The following is a 16441-nucleotide window of genomic DNA, read 5'->3' as shown; positions in this document are numbered from 1 at the left end:
ACCATGAACTTTATACATTTGTTAAGCGATTGGCTGCATAAAGTAGAGAAATTACTGGCCATTATTCTTTGTACAGTAATGCTCATTTCCTTATCAGCTGGTGTTTTCTATCGCTATGTATTAAGTGCTCCTCTAACTTGGTCAGACGAGACGGCAATTTTTTCGCTCGTCTGGCTTACCTTTATTGGAGGAAGCATGAGTATCAAACAACAAAATTCTGCTGCTGTTACTATTTTTATGGACCGTTTCAGCGGTAAAGCAAGAATGATTCTTTTAGGGATTAGTTTTCTTGTAGTATTACTGTTTGTCGGCTATATTTTCTATCAATCGGTCATCTGGTTATCTGGGCCTACGATTATGATGCAGTCTTCAAACTCAATGAGAATGCCAATGATTTTTGCCTACTTGAGCGTACCTGTTAGTTTTTTCTTTTTAATCGTACATTCTTTAGATTTAATAGTTAAAAACTTCAAGAAGAAGGAGGAAGTAGTGTAATATGACAGTCGCTTTAATCATTTTTATCATTCTCTTGCTATTGCAAGTACCTATTTCCTTCGTGCTTGGAATAACAACAATTCTGTACATTATCGTTTCAGATAATATGGGGTTATTAGCTACTGCTCCACAAAGGCTTTACTCGAGTTTAGAAAATTACGGTTTACTTGCCATTCCATTATTCATGCTTGCTGGGGAATTGATGAATTCAGGTGGAATTACAAGCAGGCTTATTAGTTTTTCCAAAACACTTGTCGGTCATTTCCGCGGTGGTTTAGCCTATGTAAACGTCATTTCCAATATGCTGTTGGCGTCGATCATCGGTTCGGCTACGGCGCAAATTGCGATGATGAGCAGAATCATGGTTCCATCGATGGAAAAGGAAGGCTATTCACGTGAATTCAGTGCATCAACAACTGCGGCTGCAGGGCTGCTTGGACCGATTATCCCACCAAGTATGTTGTTCATTATTTATGGGGTTTCCTCCGGTGCGTCAATCGGCACGATGTTTCTAGCCGGAATAATGCCTGGAATAATCCTAGGATTATCCTTTATCGTATTAATTGCGTTAACAGGAATGAAACAAAAATGGGCGACACATGAGCGTGCCTCCTTTTTAGAAATTTTCAATTCATTTGTAAAAGTAATCCCCGCACTTCTTGTTCCCGGAGTCATTATTATCGGAATATTGAGCGGTGTTTTTACTCCAACTGAATCGGCTGCGATCGCTTGTATCATTGCATTGATTGTTGGATTTTTCTTTTACCGTGAACTAAAAATCAAAGACTTGCCTACGATCATGATTAATACCGCTATGACGACGGCCACGATAACGTTATTAATTGCTATGGCAAACCTTTTTGGTTGGATGCTGTCATTTGAAAAGATTCCACAGGCCATTGCCAATTGGATGGTATCGTTATCAGAAAATCCATTAGTATTTTTATTAATTGTTAATTTGTTCTTGTTACTTGTAGGAATGTTTATGGATGGAATTGCGGCTTTAATTATTTTGGTACCGATCTTCGCCCCATTGCTTATCAACTATGGAATAGACCCAATTCACTTCGGGGTTATCATATGTATTAACCTCACAATCGGATTGTTAACACCACCTGTTGGAGCCGGGTTATACATTGCATCCTCATTGGCGGATGTGAAACTTGAAACACTTACGAGAGCAATCTGGCCATTCCTAGTTGCATCCTTTGCAGCATTACTTATCATTACGTATTGGCCATCGATGGTAATGTGGATTCCTACCGTTTTACAATGATAACCTATTTTTTAAAAAAGAACATGACCTTTTGCAAAGTAGCCAAAAGTCATGTTCTTTTTTACTAGTCTTCTTTAATCATTTCTTCGTATTGCTCTGCAGTCATTAATTGATCCAATTCTGAAGTGTTAGATGGCTCAATCAAAATCATCCATGCTTTTTCATATGATGATTCATTTACTAATTCAGGACTATCTTCAAGATCACTATTGATTTCCACAACTTTACCGCTGATTGGCGCATAAAGTTCAGAAACTGTTTTTACTGATTCAACACTTCCAAATGGTTCACCAGTGTTTACCTCTGAACCAACCTCAGGAAGCTCAACAAACACGATATCTCCCAATTCTGATTGCGCAAAATCCGTAATGCCTACTCGGACTTTATCTCCTTCTACCTTTGCCCATTCATGCTCTTTTGAATAGCGTAAATCCTTTGGAATACTCAAGATAATCCCTCCATGGTCCATATTGTATACTTATTAAAGCTACCCATTTAAAGGTAGATTATAATAACTATTTAAATATCGTACAAAAATGTTATTGCCATGTTTCATTAAATTGTTCTTCGTTAAAACCAACTGTAACCTTTTCACCGTCCGTTACGATCGGGCGTTTAATCAGCATGCCATCTGATGCTAAAAGATCCAGTAATTCATCTTCGCTTGCCGTCTTTACTTTATCCTTTAGGCCTAGCTCCCGATATTTTTGACCGCTTGTATTAAAAAACTTTTTAAGTTCCAGCCCGCTTTTTTTATAAAAATCCTCTAGTTGTTCTCTTGAAGGTGGATTTTCAACGATATGTATTTCATTAAAATCAATTTTATGACTTTCTAACCATTGCTTTGCTTTTCGGCATGTCCCACATTTGGGATACCAATAAAAAGAAATTCCCATTTGTTCCCTCCTTTTCATTTTTATGATTATTTTATCATATCCTTTCCGGGATTTCATTCTTTTTGGGAAAACAAGGGTGGTGCTGTCAATTGGCATGCAAAAAGCTCCTAATTGATTAGGAGCCAAGTCTTTTAGACAATATATTTTTGGGCTGAGATTACACCGACAGCCGCTTCTCGTTTTTTAGCGATCACGTTGATTGGGATATGGCGAGTGAGTTTGCGAAGGGCCGACATCATAATTCGCTGCATATCACCTGATTCTGCAGCGACAATAGTTTCCTTTGCATGCGCTTCAATTTGATTGAATGCCTCTTGACAATAGATTTCGGTATATAATATCTTTTGCCTATTTTTTTCGATGCCATTTCTGGCGATTGCTTTTTCTGTACGTAAAAGCGCTGATTCCATCGCATAAATATTACCCGCGATGTCAGCGATATTGCTTAGGATTTCCTGTTGTTTTTCGAGGACAAGACCAAACTTTTGAACTGCCAAGCCTGCGGAAAGCAAGGCGATTTTTTTTGCATTTTTAACGAGATATTTTTCCTGCTCAAGTACACCGTCTTCAAGTTCTTTCGGCATCATCATCATGATTTCCTCTTGAAGTGCCTGCGCTTTTTGCAGAAGTGGAAGTTCACCCTTCATCGCCTTTTTGAGCAAGGTACCCGGGACGATTAATCGATTGATTTCATTTGTTCCTTCAAATATTCGATTGATACGTGAGTCACGGTAGATTCTTTCAATCTCGTATTCTGCCATAAAACCATAGCCGCCATGAATTTGGACGCCTTCATCCGCGATATAATCAAGCGTTTCTGTACCGAAAACTTTACCTAAAGAACACTCGATTGCATATTCAGCAATTGATTTAGCGACGGCCTTGCCATCATTTACTTCCGCTGGTGATAAGGCGCCTAAGCGGTCTTCAAATAACCCGACTGTTCTCCAGACAGAGCTTTCCATTGCATATAATTTTGTTGCCATGCTTGCTAATTTTTCTTGAATTAAACCAAATTTGGCAATAGGCGTTTTAAATTGTTGTCTTTCATTCGCATATTTTGCTGAAAGCTCAAAGGCCCGCTTCGAGCCACCAATGGTCCCGACAGCCAGTTTATAACGGCCCACATTTAAAATATTAAAGGCAATCACATGACCCTTTCCAACTTCACCTAATACATTATAGGTCGGCACTGGTACATCCTCCAAAATTAATGTACGGGTGGATGAGCTTTTAATTCCCATTTTCTTTTCTTCCGATCCAGTTAAAACACCCGGGAAGCCGCGCTCAACAATAAAAGCAGTAAAATGCTCCCCATCAATTTTTGCATAAACGATAAAAATATCGGCAAAAGCCGAATTCGTAATCCATTGTTTTTCGCCATTCAAAATATAGTGTGTTCCTTCTTGATTGAGCTTTGCTGTCGTTTTCGCACCAAGGGCATCTGAACCCGAGCCTGGTTCTGTAAGCGCATAGGCAGCCAACTTTTCACCAGTTGCCAGCTGTGGCAAGTATTTTCGTTTTTGTTCCTCGTTGCCAAAAAATACTATCGGTAAGGAGCCTATCCCTACATGTGCACCATGGGAGATCGAAAATCCACCGGCAACAGAAAACTTTTCAGCAATAAGGGCGGAGCTGATTTTATCGAGCCCAACTCCTCCATATTCCTCAGGCACGTCGGCACCCAAGAGGCCTAAGTCACCTGCCTTTTTTAGTAATTGTACAGATTTATCAAATTGGTGATTTTCTAAATCGTCCAGATGGGGCAAAACTTCATTCATTACGAAATCCTCGGTTGTTTTCGCTATCATTTTATGTTCTTCAGTAAAATCCTCTGGGGTATATACGTTTTCATATGAAATATCATCTATTAAAAACTGCGCTCCTTTGATGAACTCGTTTGTCATCTTGATTCCTCCCCGCGGAAATTCGATTGCTTACTTATGTTTGTGGATAGTTACCCGGAAATTTGGTTTACACTAACTCAAACACCCCGGCAGCCCCCATGCCGCCGCCGATGCACATCGTGACGATTCCAAACTGGACATTACGGCGCTTCATTTCGTGAATTAAAGTTAATGTCAGCTTTGTACCTGTACAGCCAAGTGGATGTCCTAAAGCAATGGCACCACCGTTCACATTCACATTATCTTCATCCAACCCAAGTTCACGAATCACTTGGATGGCTTGTGATGCAAATGCTTCATTTAATTCAATTAAACCGATATCTGATAATTCTAGTCCGGCCAGTTTCAATGCTTTTGGAATGGCAACAATCGGTCCCACACCCATAATTTCAGGAGGAACGCCACCTACTGCAAAGGAACGGAATTTTGCCAATGGCTGCAATCCTTCACTTATTGCTTTTTCCCGGTCCATTAATAATACAGTTGCGGCACCATCGCTCATTTGTGAGGAATTGCCGGCAGTTACTGTACCAGTTGCCTGGAAGGCCGGCTTTAACTTACTTAAGATTTCCGGTGTTGTATCTCCCCTGATCCCCTCATCCTGTTGAAACAAAAAGGCATCCTCTTTCACTTTATAGCCAGTACCGACTGCACGACGAATCACTTCAACAGGAACGATTTCTTCAGTAAACTTCCCTGTTGCTAAGGCCTTTGCCGCCTTAGCGTGGCTTCGTGCCGCTAAGGCATCTTGATCCTCCCTACTAATCTTGTATTTATGTGCAACTGCTTCTGCTGTATGACCCATCGCCATATAGTATTCAGGCGCATTTTCAACGAGTTTCAGATTCGGCTTAAGTACATGACCCGTAATCGGAATAAGGCTCATCGACTCGGTTCCACCGGCTATAATCGTGTCAGCTAACCCAAGCATGATCCGCTCGGCACCATAGGCAATCGATTGCAGTCCTGATGAACAGTACCGATTAATCGTAATCGCTGGTGTTTCATAAGACAAACCGGCCAGTGCAGCAACTTGCCTTGCCATATTCATCCCTTGTTCGGCTTCAGGGACGGCACAGCCGATAATGACATCATCAATCGTCCCGTTATAATCACCTGCACGTTTTAATGTTTCCTTAAGAGTTAAGGCTGCCAAATCATCAGGGCGCATATTGGCAAGTGAACCTTTTTTCGCTTTACCAACCGGTGTTCTTGCACCAGCAACAATTACTGCCTCCTTCACAAGCTTCCCCCCTTTTTAATCCAATCAAATTAATTACGCAATGGCTTTCCTTTCAGTAGCATATATTGCATTCTTTCCTGCGTTTTTCTCTCTCCTACTAGGCTTAAAAAGGCTTCCCGTTCTATCTCTAATAAGTATTGTTCATCTACTAATGTACCCTCCGGAAGGCGACCACCAGCAATGACATAGGCGAGTTTTTTAGCAATTTTCATATCATGGTCTGATATATAACCGGAGTTTTTCAAGTTTTGGGCACCAAGGAGCATGGTGGCATAGCCCACTTCCCCAATCACCGGAATTTTTGTGCGTATTGGTGTGCGATACCCACTTGCATCCAGTTCAAGCACCCTTTGTTTCGCATCGAATAATAAATGATCACTATTAAAGCTTATGCCATCAGTAACACATAAATAGCCGTTTTCTTTAGCTTCATGGGCAGATGTTGAAACCTTTGCCATTGCGATGGTTTCAAATGTAGCAAGCGCCGCTTTTTGCAGATCATACCCACCAGAAGCCCCTAGCTTTTCTAATTGCCGTAAATAAAGCTCCTTATTGCCTCCACCACCAGGGATGACACCAACACCTGTTTCAACTAGACCCATATAGGTTTCAATTGAAGCTTGAATAGCGGCTGCCGGTAGACAAATCTCTGCTCCGCCCCCCAAGACAAAAGCAAAAGGTGCGGCCACAACCGGCTTTGCGGAATATTTAATTTTCATCATCGCGGTTTGAAATTGCCGGACTACAAAGTCAATTTCAAAATAGTTATCATCTTGAGCCTCCATCAAGATCAGTGCAAGATTGGCACCAACACAAAAGTTCTTCCCTTGGTGACCGATGACGAGCCCCTTATAGTTCTTTTCCACTTCATCTACGGCATAATTGATCATTTGGATAATGTCTAAACCAATCGCATAATTTGGGGAGTGAAATTCCAACACAGCCACATCGTCGCCCATATCAATTAGACTAGCCCCGCTATTTTTCTTAATCACGCCATGTTGGTCTTTCACACGTTTTAAATGAATGACCTTCGGATTGTACTCTACGATTTTATTTTCATAAAAGGATTTTTTTCCAGAAGCGAAAAGCTCCGTAACCCAAGCAGGTATTCGCTCACCCTCCTGCTCCATTTTTTGAATCGATCGTTCAAGGCCAATCGCGTCCCATGTTTCAAAAGGTCCCAACTCCCAGCCAAAGCCCCATTTCATCGCTTGGTCAATCGCTACGAAATCATCCGCAATTTCCTGGGCGTGCTCTGCTGAATACAGAAGTGTGGGCTTAATTATATTCCAAAGAAGCTGGCCAGCGCGGTCTTCTGCATAGACTAACATCTTTAATTTTTCGGCTAAGCCTTTCGCTTGCTTACTCATTTCAATAGAAGCGGTTTTTAGCGTTTTCCGTTGTTCGTATTGCATCGTTTCGATATTGAGTTCAAGGATTTCCTTTCCTTTTTTTAAATAAAAGCCTTGGCCTACCTTGCTTCCGTACCAGCCATTATCAAGCATTTTCTTCATAAATGGCGGCAATACAAAAACCTCTTGTTCATCACCGGAAACATTTTCATGTACATTATCTGCCACATGCGCAAATGTATCGAGGCCAACGACATCTAGAGTTCGGAAGGTTGCACTTTTGGGGCGTCCAATTATTGGACCTGTGACTGAATCCACTTCGCCGACACTGTAGCCTCCATTTATCATTTCTCTAACGGTTACGAGCAAGCCGTACGTACCGATCCGGTTCGCAATGAAGTTTGGGGTATCCTTTGCTTCGACAACTCCTTTACCAAGTACATCTTCACCAAAAGTTTTCATGAATGTTAGAACAGCTTGATCTGTGTATTTTGTAGGAATAATTTCAAGTAGTTTTAAGTAACGTGGTGGGTTAAAAAAGTGGGTGCCAAGAAAATGCTTTTTAAAATCATCGGATCGTCCTTCAGCCATCGCCTCAATCGATATCCCGGATGTATTGGAGCTGACAATTGTTCCTTTTTTTCTTACTTTATCAATTGTAGCTAATACTTTTTTCTTGATATCTAATCGTTCTACGACAACTTCAATGATCCAATCAACCTCATTCAGCCGATCAAGATCGTCTTCCAAATTTCCTGGTTCAATTAAATGGAGATGTTCTTTTGATGTTAGGGGGGCTGGTTTCTGCTTTAATAATTTCTGCTTGGCCGCTACTGCTAAGCGGTCCCGAACATTCCTATCCTTTAGGGAAAGGCCTTTTGCAATCTCTTCAGCAGTTAATTCCGCAGGAACGATATCGAGCAATAATGTTGGAATACCAACATTAGCTAAGTGGGCCGCAATTCCTAACCCCATGATACCTGAACCAAGAACAGCTGCCTTTTTTATAGTTCGACCCATACTCCAACCTCCTATAAAATTTATTCTATTGTACCGTTTACTATAAGTTATTTTCAAAGTCATTTAAATATTACGAACTACAAAAAGCTGACCAGTTCGGCTTCTACTGGTCAGCTTTTATATCGTTACTTTTTAAGATTTTCAATTGGTTCATTTAAGAAACGAAGCAAGTCGCGTTGAATCACTTTATCCGATAAAGCAAGCTCATATTCAACCATTTCTTTTTGTGGTTCACAGAAAAGTTGATCTGCCGGTAACCCTGTTCCTTTTGTATAACATGTACCTTTAGTATAAATAAAGTTTTTAGTTACAAAGCTTCCATCACGGAATGCAATAAAATCTTTTCTTGTTTTGCTAAATAAGCTATCACCAAATTCAATATCCTTACCTGGGTCAATACCGAGCAAATCCAGAATTGTTGGTTTAACATCAATTTGGCCGCCTATTGTATGAAGCGTTTTGCCTTCCACACCTGGAATATGAACGATGAACGGCACCTTCTGTAATTCAACATGAACGTCCGGTGTTATTTCCTTGCCAATCACTTGGGCCATTGCTTTATTATGATTTTCCGAAATTCCATAATGGTCGCCATACATGACCACAATCGTGTTATCATATAGACCACTTGTTTTTAATTGTTCAAAGAAAACTTTCAGTGATTCATCTAAATATCTAGCGGTTTGCACATAACGGTCCACTGAGCCATCTCCCGTTTGCAATCGTGGAATCATCACGTCCGCATCATCAAGAATATACGGGAAGTGGTTTGTTAATGTAATCATCTTAGCATGGAACGGCTGCGGCAAACTTTGCAATAATGGTATTGATTGTTCAAAGAATGGAATATCCTTTAAGCCATAGTTTATTGAATTTTCTTCCGTTACATTGTAATATGTCTCATCGAAAAAGTGATCATAACCTAAAGCTTTATACATTAAATCACGATTCCAGAAACTTTTATTGTTACCATGTAATGATGCTGTTGTGTAACCATTATTTTTTAAAATTTCCGGAAGAGCGTAAAACTTGTTTTGAGCGTTTTGAGTAAATACAGCTCCACTTGGTAATGGATATAAAGAGTTATCATTTAAAAACTCAGCATCCGATGTTTTACCTTGACCTGTTTGGTGATAGAAATTATCAAAGTATAGGCTATCCTTAACCAATTCATTCAAGAAAGGTGTAACCGGTTGTCCGTCTACTTCATAATTAATAAGCCAGTTTTGGAAAGACTCCAATGAAATTAAAATGACGTTTTTGCCTTTCGCTATACCAGACATTTCATTCTTTTTTTCTACACCATCATTCACATAGTTTTCTACTTCAATGATATCACTGCCTTCGGCAAACGCTCGTTGAGCTGATGCCTTTGAATGCATGAATAAATCATACATATGATAATTGTAAACCCCAAGATATTTCACCAACATCTCACGGTCAAATGTTCTAGTTAAAAGCTGTGGTCTTTGTGTTTCTGCTAATAATACGTTGAATATTAGTAAACCAACAGACAAAAGCATTAGCACACGCTGTGCGGGCTTTTGAAAGGTAACAATCTTAATTTCTTTCTTTCTAGCAATAAAAGCTAGCACAATAATATCAACAAAAAGCAAAATGTCAGTCGGCTTCATTAATTCAAAAGCACTGCCGCCTATATCTCCAAAGTTTTTCACCTGGAATAATACCGGAATTGTGATAAAGTCGTTAAAAAAGCGGTAGTACACTAAATTAGCATAGGTTATAAATGTGAAAATGAAGCTGCCTATTAGAATTCCCCTGCGGCTTAATTTTCTTCTGAATGCAAAAGCAAACAGGAATAATAATAAAATCGGACCTAATGGGTTTATGAAGAGAATAAATTCCTCAACAGCATTTTCTAATGATAAGTCGAAAATAAAACGACTAATTAAATAAGATTTTAGCCACAATAAAACTACTGTAGCAATTAAAAACTTTTCCTCAGAGCTTGGTCGAAAGTTTTTTACTTTGGAAAGTAACCCTTTCATGATTAAAAAATCCCCCTTATCTAATTCCCTTATAACCTTTTCTATCTTTATATATATTTGATTTTTATTTATAAAAATCCGAATAAAAAAAGGAATCAATGAAAAGTATCTTACTACTTTCTAATTTAAGTTGCAACTAATAATTATTGTATTTTTGTTATAAATTTGAAAAAATATACATATTTTACCTTATAACCCTCCGATATATTTATTTAAACATATGTAATAGACGAATACAAACCACAAAAAGTTTCATTTTAACTTAATTTTGTATTATTTATAAGTTAGTTGTTGACAAAATTACAAATATTCACTTATGATAGATATAACAATAAAATATTCCTTTTCAAAGGGGAGTAGCGTCAGGTTTTTAACCTGAAACAAAGTCGTCATTTCATGGAGTGCTATCCATCGGCTTTGTTGACATGATACATGTTTAGCAAGACCTTTGCCTAAGTTAACACTAGGCAAAGGTCTTTTTTATTTTAAAAAATGAAAAATGGAGGTTAAAAAAGTATGGAATTTCTTACGGCACTTTTAGCAATTGTTATGATCGATTTAGTTTTAGCAGGAGATAATGCAATTGTAATAGGACTTGCGGCTCGAAATTTACCAAAGGAAAAACAAAAAACAGTTATATTGTGGGGAACAGTGGGTGCTGTTTTTATCCGGGTTCTCGCGACGATTGCTGTAGTGTGGCTGTTAAAAGTTCCAGGATTATTGTTAGTCGGCGGCGTCCTTCTTATCTGGATTGCGTACAAGCTATTAGTTGAAGAAAAAGGACATGATGTAAAAGCAGGCGAAAATACTTGGGCGGCAATCCGCACTATTATTATTGCTGATGCAGCAATGGGCTTAGATAATGTCTTAGCTGTTGCCGGTGCAGCTCACGGAAGCATTTTGCTTGTTATTTTAGGCTTAGCAATTTCAGTACCGATCGTTGTTTGGGGAAGTACAATTATTATTAAGTGGATGGAGCGTTATCCGATTATCATTACAATTGGTGCAGGTATCTTGGCTTGGACTGCTTCAAAAATGATTGTAGGCGAGCCATTCATGAAACCATTCTTTGGAAATGACATTTTGAAGTACTGCTTTGAACTTCTTGTTGTTGCAGCTGTTGTTGGAGCTGGTGTGCTAAAAAAAAGAAAAAGCATCAAAAAAGAAGAATTGGCGATGGAATAGAAAAACTGAAGCTAGACATAGATTACGAGGCTGACCCCATAGAGTCAGCCTCTTCTACTATCTTCTTCTTGGTTTCCTTGTTTTTATATAGATAAAAATAAACAATACCAACAGAATAGCAAGTACAACATAAACAATATTGGAGTAAATATCCATATACCCAACAATGGAATCCCATGAATCTCCTACAGAAGCACCAAGATTGATGAGAACAATATTCCAGATGAATGTTCCAATTGTTGTTAATATGAGAAATAGGAAGAAATTCATATTCGACATCCCGGCGGGAATCGAAATTAAACTTCTTATTAATGGTACAAATCGACAGAAAAAGACAGTCCAAGGACCATATTTATCAAACCAGGCGTCTGCTTTATAAAGGTCATCCCTCGTTAAGCGCAGGATATGTCCCCAACGATCAACGATTTTCTCCAAATTCTCAACGTCCAAAAGTAAACCAATTCCGTAAAGCACAACCGCACCCAGGACCGAACCAATGGTCGAGGCAATGACGACACCCATTATCGTTAAATCAGTAGTAGTCGTCATAAAGCCGCCAAATGTCAAAATAACCTCAGAAGGTATCGGCGGAAAAATATTTTCAAGTGCGATCAATAACAAAATCCCTATGTACCCATATTCATTCATTATACTAATTAACCAATTTTCCATAAAACACCTTACCTATTTCCTTTATCATTTAGTTAAACTATTCTAACTTTAACAGTCGTCCCTTTTTGAATCAAGAAAAAAAGGAGTTAAGATAACCCCAAACTCCTAACCATCTTATTCAATTCCAGCAATAATATGCGTTGGCTCTGTTAACAATTCTTTACTGCTTAGCTTTTTTTCTTCCATATATTTTTTTACTAAGTAATAACCAATACAGTAGCCGAGCATTTTGGGATAGGTTCGCCGCAAACCGTACAATAGCTCCATATGTTTTCGATCTGTTTTCTTAATATTTTTATTTGGGCGAAGCAATACCATCCACATCTTTTCCAATTCCTCATCTGTGTAGTAGGACGTCCAATTGGCCAGATAGCTGGTGCCAAGTCGTTCCCGAACAGCATTTTCAGCTAACCCTTCTAATATAATTGTGTCTAACAATACATATTGGTCTTCACTTTTGCGAAACTTAGCCAAGCGGCAAACATGGTTATATTCATGTGTCAGCACAGCTCTTATTTCTTTTTCCGTATTTTGGTCTGTTAAAAATAAAAACAATTTATCCTTAAACGCTAACCCTGATTTGCCGTTAAAATCCCGCTGAATTTTTCGATTTGTAACATCAGATGGAAAAATAAAGATGGGGATATCGGGCCCACCCCATGATTTCTGCAGGGCAAGATAATCCTTTTGCACTATTTCCCATACTTTGTTTTTTTGCAATGCCCGGACCCGCTCCACTCCTTGCCTAAGTGGTCGATACATTCCGTGTATTTTCAAATATTCATAAATCTCAGCTGCCGGCACTTTTGGAAAATAACTTTTTAGATTTTCACAAATATCGATTGGATTATGATAGGAATCCAATAGCCACTGATCCGTTCCAATAACGCTCATCCCAACACCTCAAATCGCATAATATCCTATAGGGTAAGATATGCAATAATATTGGGAGTGTTATGGGCCTGGGCAGCTTTCATGCTTGCTATTCTTCTACTGTAATTGGGAGTGTTACTTCAACTGTTGTTCCTATGTTTTATTACACTTCTTCTTGCCCACTAAAAAAATTCGACACAGATCCATTATATAAAATAAAGTCAGTGCTTCGTTTCACTTCGCCTTTTATTTGACTTAGTAATAGAATCAGATATTCCAATAGTTCTCACATCGAAGTTAAGATAAGTGCGGTTTCTCCTTTTAAAGCTTTTTTAAAATTACGAAGAACAATTTTTACATAATCATCGTCTACATAACGAAAAAAATCTTGTTGCAGCTCTTCTAGACTATACCCCAAAATTTTACTTTTATAGGCAACTATCTTTATTTCCAATTTAAATAGGTATTATTTCCCACCTTACAACAAAAAAAAGTAAGGATCCGCCTGTAGGTCGTGGATGCTTACTTTAATTAAGGATTTCTCGTATATATAGTTATGCGGTTGATATGATAGAGGTCAAAAAATTAAACCAGAAGGGATAGTGACGGAATTATAAATATTGGATTATCGTTTCAATTTCTTTAATCTTCAATTTTGATATATGGGCATGATCAGGGATACCTTCAAAATGAGCTAAATAAGTTTCATTACTTGCAGATATATTCAATATTTTCTTAAGGTTAATAATGTAAGACCGATGTGACAAATAGAAGGTGTCATTTAATTTTTGATACAAAACTTTAATACTCTCATTCGTTTCATACAATTTATTCTTCCCATGAATTATGCACTTTTTCCCTTGCTTCTCAATAAAATAAATATCTTCCATTGGAATGTAATAATTTGAACCACTACTTTTTATTTTTAATTTTGATCTGAAACTTTTCGATTTTAATTGCTGTTTATGTTGGATTATTTCTATTGCCTTTTCTAAAGCAGCAAAAAATCTGTCCATATTAAAAGGTTTAACAATATAGTCAATAGCAGCAACGTTAAAGGCTTCAACAGCAAAGTCGTCAAAGCCGGTTACAAATATAAAATTAACATTGGAATCAAATTTCCTGCACTTCTTAATAACTTCTATTCCATTAAGCTTGGGCATTTTAATATCTGTAATGACTAAATCAGGCCTACATTTAATGACTTGGTTTATTAATTCCTCTCCATCAGTACACGTTGCCACAATTCTGAATTTTTGGTGTCGTTTTAATATTGTCTCAATTATTTCTAAAGAATCTCGATTATCATCTGCAAGTACCGTTTTAATAAGAGGCAAAGTATACACCCCTTTCAAAAAATAAATGTAGTTTACAAAAGTTGATTTAGATAATTTCCATAGCATTCACTTTGCTATTCTCATTTCTGTATTGATTACATATAGTCCAAAAAAGGTATTCTTACCTCAATAGTAGTACCTTTATTTTCTTCGCTCTCAACAAAAATAGACCCGTTATATTGCCAAATAATCCGATAACAGACCATTAAGCCTATCCCTGTCCCCTTTTCTTTAAGATTGAAAAAAGGCTCTCCTAATTTAGCAAGACGCTCTTTGCTCATCCCAATACCAGTATCGGTAATTTTTATTAATAAATTCGTATCTTCTTTTCTAACAAAAATAGAAACGATCCCCTCGTTTAAAGTTGCTTCAATACTATTAGTGATCAAATTTTTAAAGACTATACTCATTTGCGTCTCATCACATAGAATATTGGGTAATTCTAATTCAAAATCGGTATTGATATGAACGCGATTAGAATTGATCTTATGCTTTACTTGTTCAAGTATATCTTCTACTAATAGTGTCATATTAACTAGTTTTTGTTCATTAGGTTGTGGCCTTGCAATGATTAATAGAGCTTTAAGATACTCTTCAATGTCATTAAATGATGAATAAATAAGGTTAAAATAATCCTTATTATGAACTCCTTGCTCTAGTAGTTGCACAAACCCGAAAATTGAAGTTAGTGGATTCCTAATTTCATGAACAATGCCAGCAGCTAATTCGCCTACGATTTCAAGCTTTTCTAACTTTTTCACATCTTTTAAAGGCCTATTATGAAGCGATGCTCGATTACTCATATTTCCCACTCCTTTAAATTGGTTTGTAAACGCATTATATTTATAGTAAAACATTTATTGCTCTATGTGAAACTATTAAAAATAATAATATATTTTTTTATACATATTTATCAAATTAGTTTAGTTTCTTAAAATAAGTATAAACTTCATATGATGTTAAGTTCAAATCATATCAGAACCAAAATAGTACATTTCATAACCTTTTTTGTTTTTTGTAAAATTACTACAATAATTTATTGATAGGGTACCGACATGATCGTATTTTTGTCCGATATACCATTAAATGAGCACCAAATGGAGGTTATTAACCCTACTTGGAGAAAAGACGAATTGAAAAAATAACCAATTAGTTATATCATTAATGTAAGTATTTTCTAAATATTTGGAATTCCGACATTCTACTCCAATATTCTTCCTTCAAGCTTCTGTTCAGCTTCAGTTTATTAAAAGTAACTACGAGGTGATCTAATGAATGAAATACTGCAAGTTTTGGACAAATTAACTTTGTCACAAACTCCCTTTGAAGATTGCTTCCAGTGCCTAGATAGTAAAGTAATTAAAAAAAAATACTCTCGTGGGGAGGTCATAATTTCAGAATTTGAAGAAGGCCGTGGAGTTTTCTTCATTCATTCAGGATTAGTTAAGCTTACTAAGTTGGATAAAAACGGAAAGGAGTTAATTGTTAGTCTTAAAACAAGAGGAGATATCATTACCGAATCAGGTTTATTTAATAAACGTGAATACCTCTACACAAATACCGCCACGATGATCCACGAAGGTGAAATATTATATATAAACACAAGTCTTTTTGAAGCGGAATTAAAAGCTTGTCCTCTTCTAATCGAAAAAGTCATTCAGAATATGGGCGAACAGATTGAAGAGTTTTCAACTAGATTATTCGAGAGGGCTTATTTGGATATTTATTCAAATCTTCTTATTACAATAGAAAAATTATCAAAAAAATTTGGAAGAAGATTAAATAATAAAATATACATTGACCTACCTATCTCAGTCTATGATCTATCATTATTAGTCGGTGCCACTAGAGAAAGTACAAGCAGAGCCTTATCAAAGTTAAAAAGTACCCATCTTATTGAACTAAAGGAAAAAAGGATTATTATTTTAGATTGGAACAAATTCAGCTCACTTCTTTAAAATAGGAATACCGCGCTTGTCTCCTTTTGTACAAGCGCGGTGTTGGATAATAAACACTCTTATAAAATTGTACTATGCTTCAAAAATAACTACCAACAAACTTCCCTATCACACAGATTACTAGAATCAATGCTAAATGGAGATAAGCCATTATGAACAGTCCTTCGAATTCTTCCTTTTCCACTAATACTACTCCCCCTAAAGCTTCTTCACTT

General features: G+C 37.3%; 14 protein-coding genes and 1 riboswitch. Of the genes, 4 read left to right on the top strand and 10 right to left on the bottom strand.

The features are described from left to right. Positions 1–3 precede the first annotated feature (3 nt). Both BAZO_RS07865 and BAZO_RS07860 read left to right on the top strand, forming a co-directional pair. Positions 4–495, top strand: coding sequence for a TRAP transporter small permease (locus BAZO_RS07865; protein WP_003330860.1), 492 nt, complete (start codon positions 4–6; stop codon positions 493–495). A 1-nt stretch (position 496) separates the two neighbouring features. After that, the gene (locus tag BAZO_RS07860) at positions 497–1771 is read left to right on the top strand and encodes a TRAP transporter large permease (protein WP_003330859.1); all 1275 of its coding nucleotides are present in this window, start codon (positions 497–499) and stop codon (positions 1769–1771) included. Positions 1772–1835: 64 nt separating this feature from the next. On the opposite strand, the gene gcvH is transcribed toward BAZO_RS07860, so the two are convergent. The 6 genes from gcvH to BAZO_RS07830 form a co-directional block, all read right to left on the bottom strand. Next, entirely contained in the window at positions 1836–2219 is a 384-nt protein-coding gene (gene gcvH / locus BAZO_RS07855) for a glycine cleavage system protein GcvH (protein ID WP_003330858.1), read from the bottom strand. A 91-nt stretch (positions 2220–2310) separates the two neighbouring features. After that, a complete protein-coding gene (locus BAZO_RS07850) occupies positions 2311–2667 on the bottom strand; it encodes an arsenate reductase family protein (protein WP_003330857.1) in 357 nt (118 codons plus the stop codon). Positions 2668–2798: 131 nt separating this feature from the next. Further along, positions 2799–4574, bottom strand: a complete 1776-nt coding sequence (locus BAZO_RS07845; RefSeq protein ID WP_003330856.1) for an acyl-CoA dehydrogenase family protein — start codon at positions 4572–4574, stop codon at positions 2799–2801. Between the two features lie 67 nt (positions 4575–4641). Then, entirely contained in the window at positions 4642–5817 is a 1176-nt protein-coding gene (locus tag BAZO_RS07840; RefSeq protein WP_003330854.1) for an acetyl-CoA C-acetyltransferase, read from the bottom strand. Between the two features lie 29 nt (positions 5818–5846). Next, positions 5847–8192: a 3-hydroxyacyl-CoA dehydrogenase/enoyl-CoA hydratase family protein gene (locus tag BAZO_RS07835; protein WP_003330853.1), complete on the bottom strand. Its 2346-nt coding sequence runs from the start codon at positions 8190–8192 to the stop codon at positions 5847–5849. Positions 8193–8317: 125 nt separating this feature from the next. After that, positions 8318–10201 carry an LTA synthase family protein gene (locus BAZO_RS07830; protein WP_003330852.1) on the bottom strand — a complete coding sequence of 628 codons (1884 nt, stop codon included), beginning with the start codon at positions 10199–10201 and terminating at the stop codon, positions 8318–8320. 339 nt (positions 10202–10540) lie between these two features. Then, positions 10541–10639: riboswitch (yybP-ykoY riboswitch) on the top strand. Between the two features lie 78 nt (positions 10640–10717). Here BAZO_RS07830 and BAZO_RS07825 point away from each other — a divergent pair. After that, positions 10718–11386 (top strand): TerC family protein, encoded by a 669-nt coding sequence (locus BAZO_RS07825; protein ID WP_003330851.1) that lies wholly within the window; start codon positions 10718–10720, stop codon positions 11384–11386. Between the two features lie 57 nt (positions 11387–11443). On the opposite strand, the gene BAZO_RS07820 is transcribed toward BAZO_RS07825, so the two are convergent. The 4 genes from BAZO_RS07820 to BAZO_RS07805 all read right to left on the bottom strand — a co-directional run bounded on the left by BAZO_RS07820 (position 11444) and on the right by BAZO_RS07805 (position 15071). Then, positions 11444–12058: a DedA family protein gene (locus BAZO_RS07820; protein WP_003330850.1), complete on the bottom strand. Its 615-nt coding sequence runs from the start codon at positions 12056–12058 to the stop codon at positions 11444–11446. 114 nt (positions 12059–12172) lie between these two features. After that, positions 12173–12952 carry a DUF2268 domain-containing putative Zn-dependent protease gene (locus BAZO_RS07815; RefSeq protein WP_003330849.1) on the bottom strand — a complete coding sequence of 260 codons (780 nt, stop codon included), beginning with the start codon at positions 12950–12952 and terminating at the stop codon, positions 12173–12175. 590 nt (positions 12953–13542) lie between these two features. After that, positions 13543–14277, bottom strand: a complete 735-nt coding sequence (locus BAZO_RS07810) for a LytR/AlgR family response regulator transcription factor (protein WP_412766168.1) — start codon at positions 14275–14277, stop codon at positions 13543–13545. Between the two features lie 86 nt (positions 14278–14363). Next, entirely contained in the window at positions 14364–15071 is a 708-nt protein-coding gene (locus BAZO_RS07805; protein ID WP_003330847.1) for an ATP-binding protein, read from the bottom strand. Positions 15072–15539: 468 nt separating this feature from the next. Here BAZO_RS07805 and BAZO_RS07800 point away from each other — a divergent pair, with 468 nt between their 5' ends. Beyond that, a complete protein-coding gene (locus BAZO_RS07800) occupies positions 15540–16226 on the top strand; it encodes a Crp/Fnr family transcriptional regulator (RefSeq protein WP_003330846.1) in 687 nt (228 codons plus the stop codon). Positions 16227–16441: the final 215 nt, after the last annotated feature.

Origin of the sequence: Schinkia azotoformans LMG 9581 (assembly GCF_000307855.1) — a bacterium.
Taxonomy (GTDB): domain Bacteria; phylum Bacillota; class Bacilli; order Bacillales; family Bacillaceae_J; genus Schinkia; species Schinkia azotoformans.
The sequence above is the reverse complement of the archived record's forward strand: the minus strand, read 5'-3'. Positions and strand labels throughout refer to the sequence as shown.

Coding starts and splice junctions, on each gene's coding strand:
- BAZO_RS07865 (WP_003330860.1), top strand. CDS start 4: ATGAACTTTATACATTTGTTAAGCGATTGGCTGCATAAAGTAGAGAAA.
- BAZO_RS07860 (WP_003330859.1), top strand. CDS start 497: ATGACAGTCGCTTTAATCATTTTTATCATTCTCTTGCTATTGCAAGTA.
- BAZO_RS07850 (WP_003330857.1), bottom strand. CDS start 2,667: ATGGGAATTTCTTTTTATTGGTATCCCAAATGTGGGACATGCCGAAAA.
- BAZO_RS07845 (WP_003330856.1), bottom strand. CDS start 4,574: ATGACAAACGAGTTCATCAAAGGAGCGCAGTTTTTAATAGATGATATT.
- BAZO_RS07835 (WP_003330853.1), bottom strand. CDS start 8,192: ATGGGTCGAACTATAAAAAAGGCAGCTGTTCTTGGTTCAGGTATCATG.
- BAZO_RS07830 (WP_003330852.1), bottom strand. CDS start 10,201: ATGAAAGGGTTACTTTCCAAAGTAAAAAACTTTCGACCAAGCTCTGAG.
- BAZO_RS07825 (WP_003330851.1), top strand. CDS start 10,718: ATGGAATTTCTTACGGCACTTTTAGCAATTGTTATGATCGATTTAGTT.
- BAZO_RS07820 (WP_003330850.1), bottom strand. CDS start 12,058: ATGGAAAATTGGTTAATTAGTATAATGAATGAATATGGGTACATAGGG.
- BAZO_RS07815 (WP_003330849.1), bottom strand. CDS start 12,952: ATGAGCGTTATTGGAACGGATCAGTGGCTATTGGATTCCTATCATAAT.
- BAZO_RS07805 (WP_003330847.1), bottom strand. CDS start 15,071: ATGAGTAATCGAGCATCGCTTCATAATAGGCCTTTAAAAGATGTGAAA.
- BAZO_RS07800 (WP_003330846.1), top strand. CDS start 15,540: ATGAATGAAATACTGCAAGTTTTGGACAAATTAACTTTGTCACAAACT.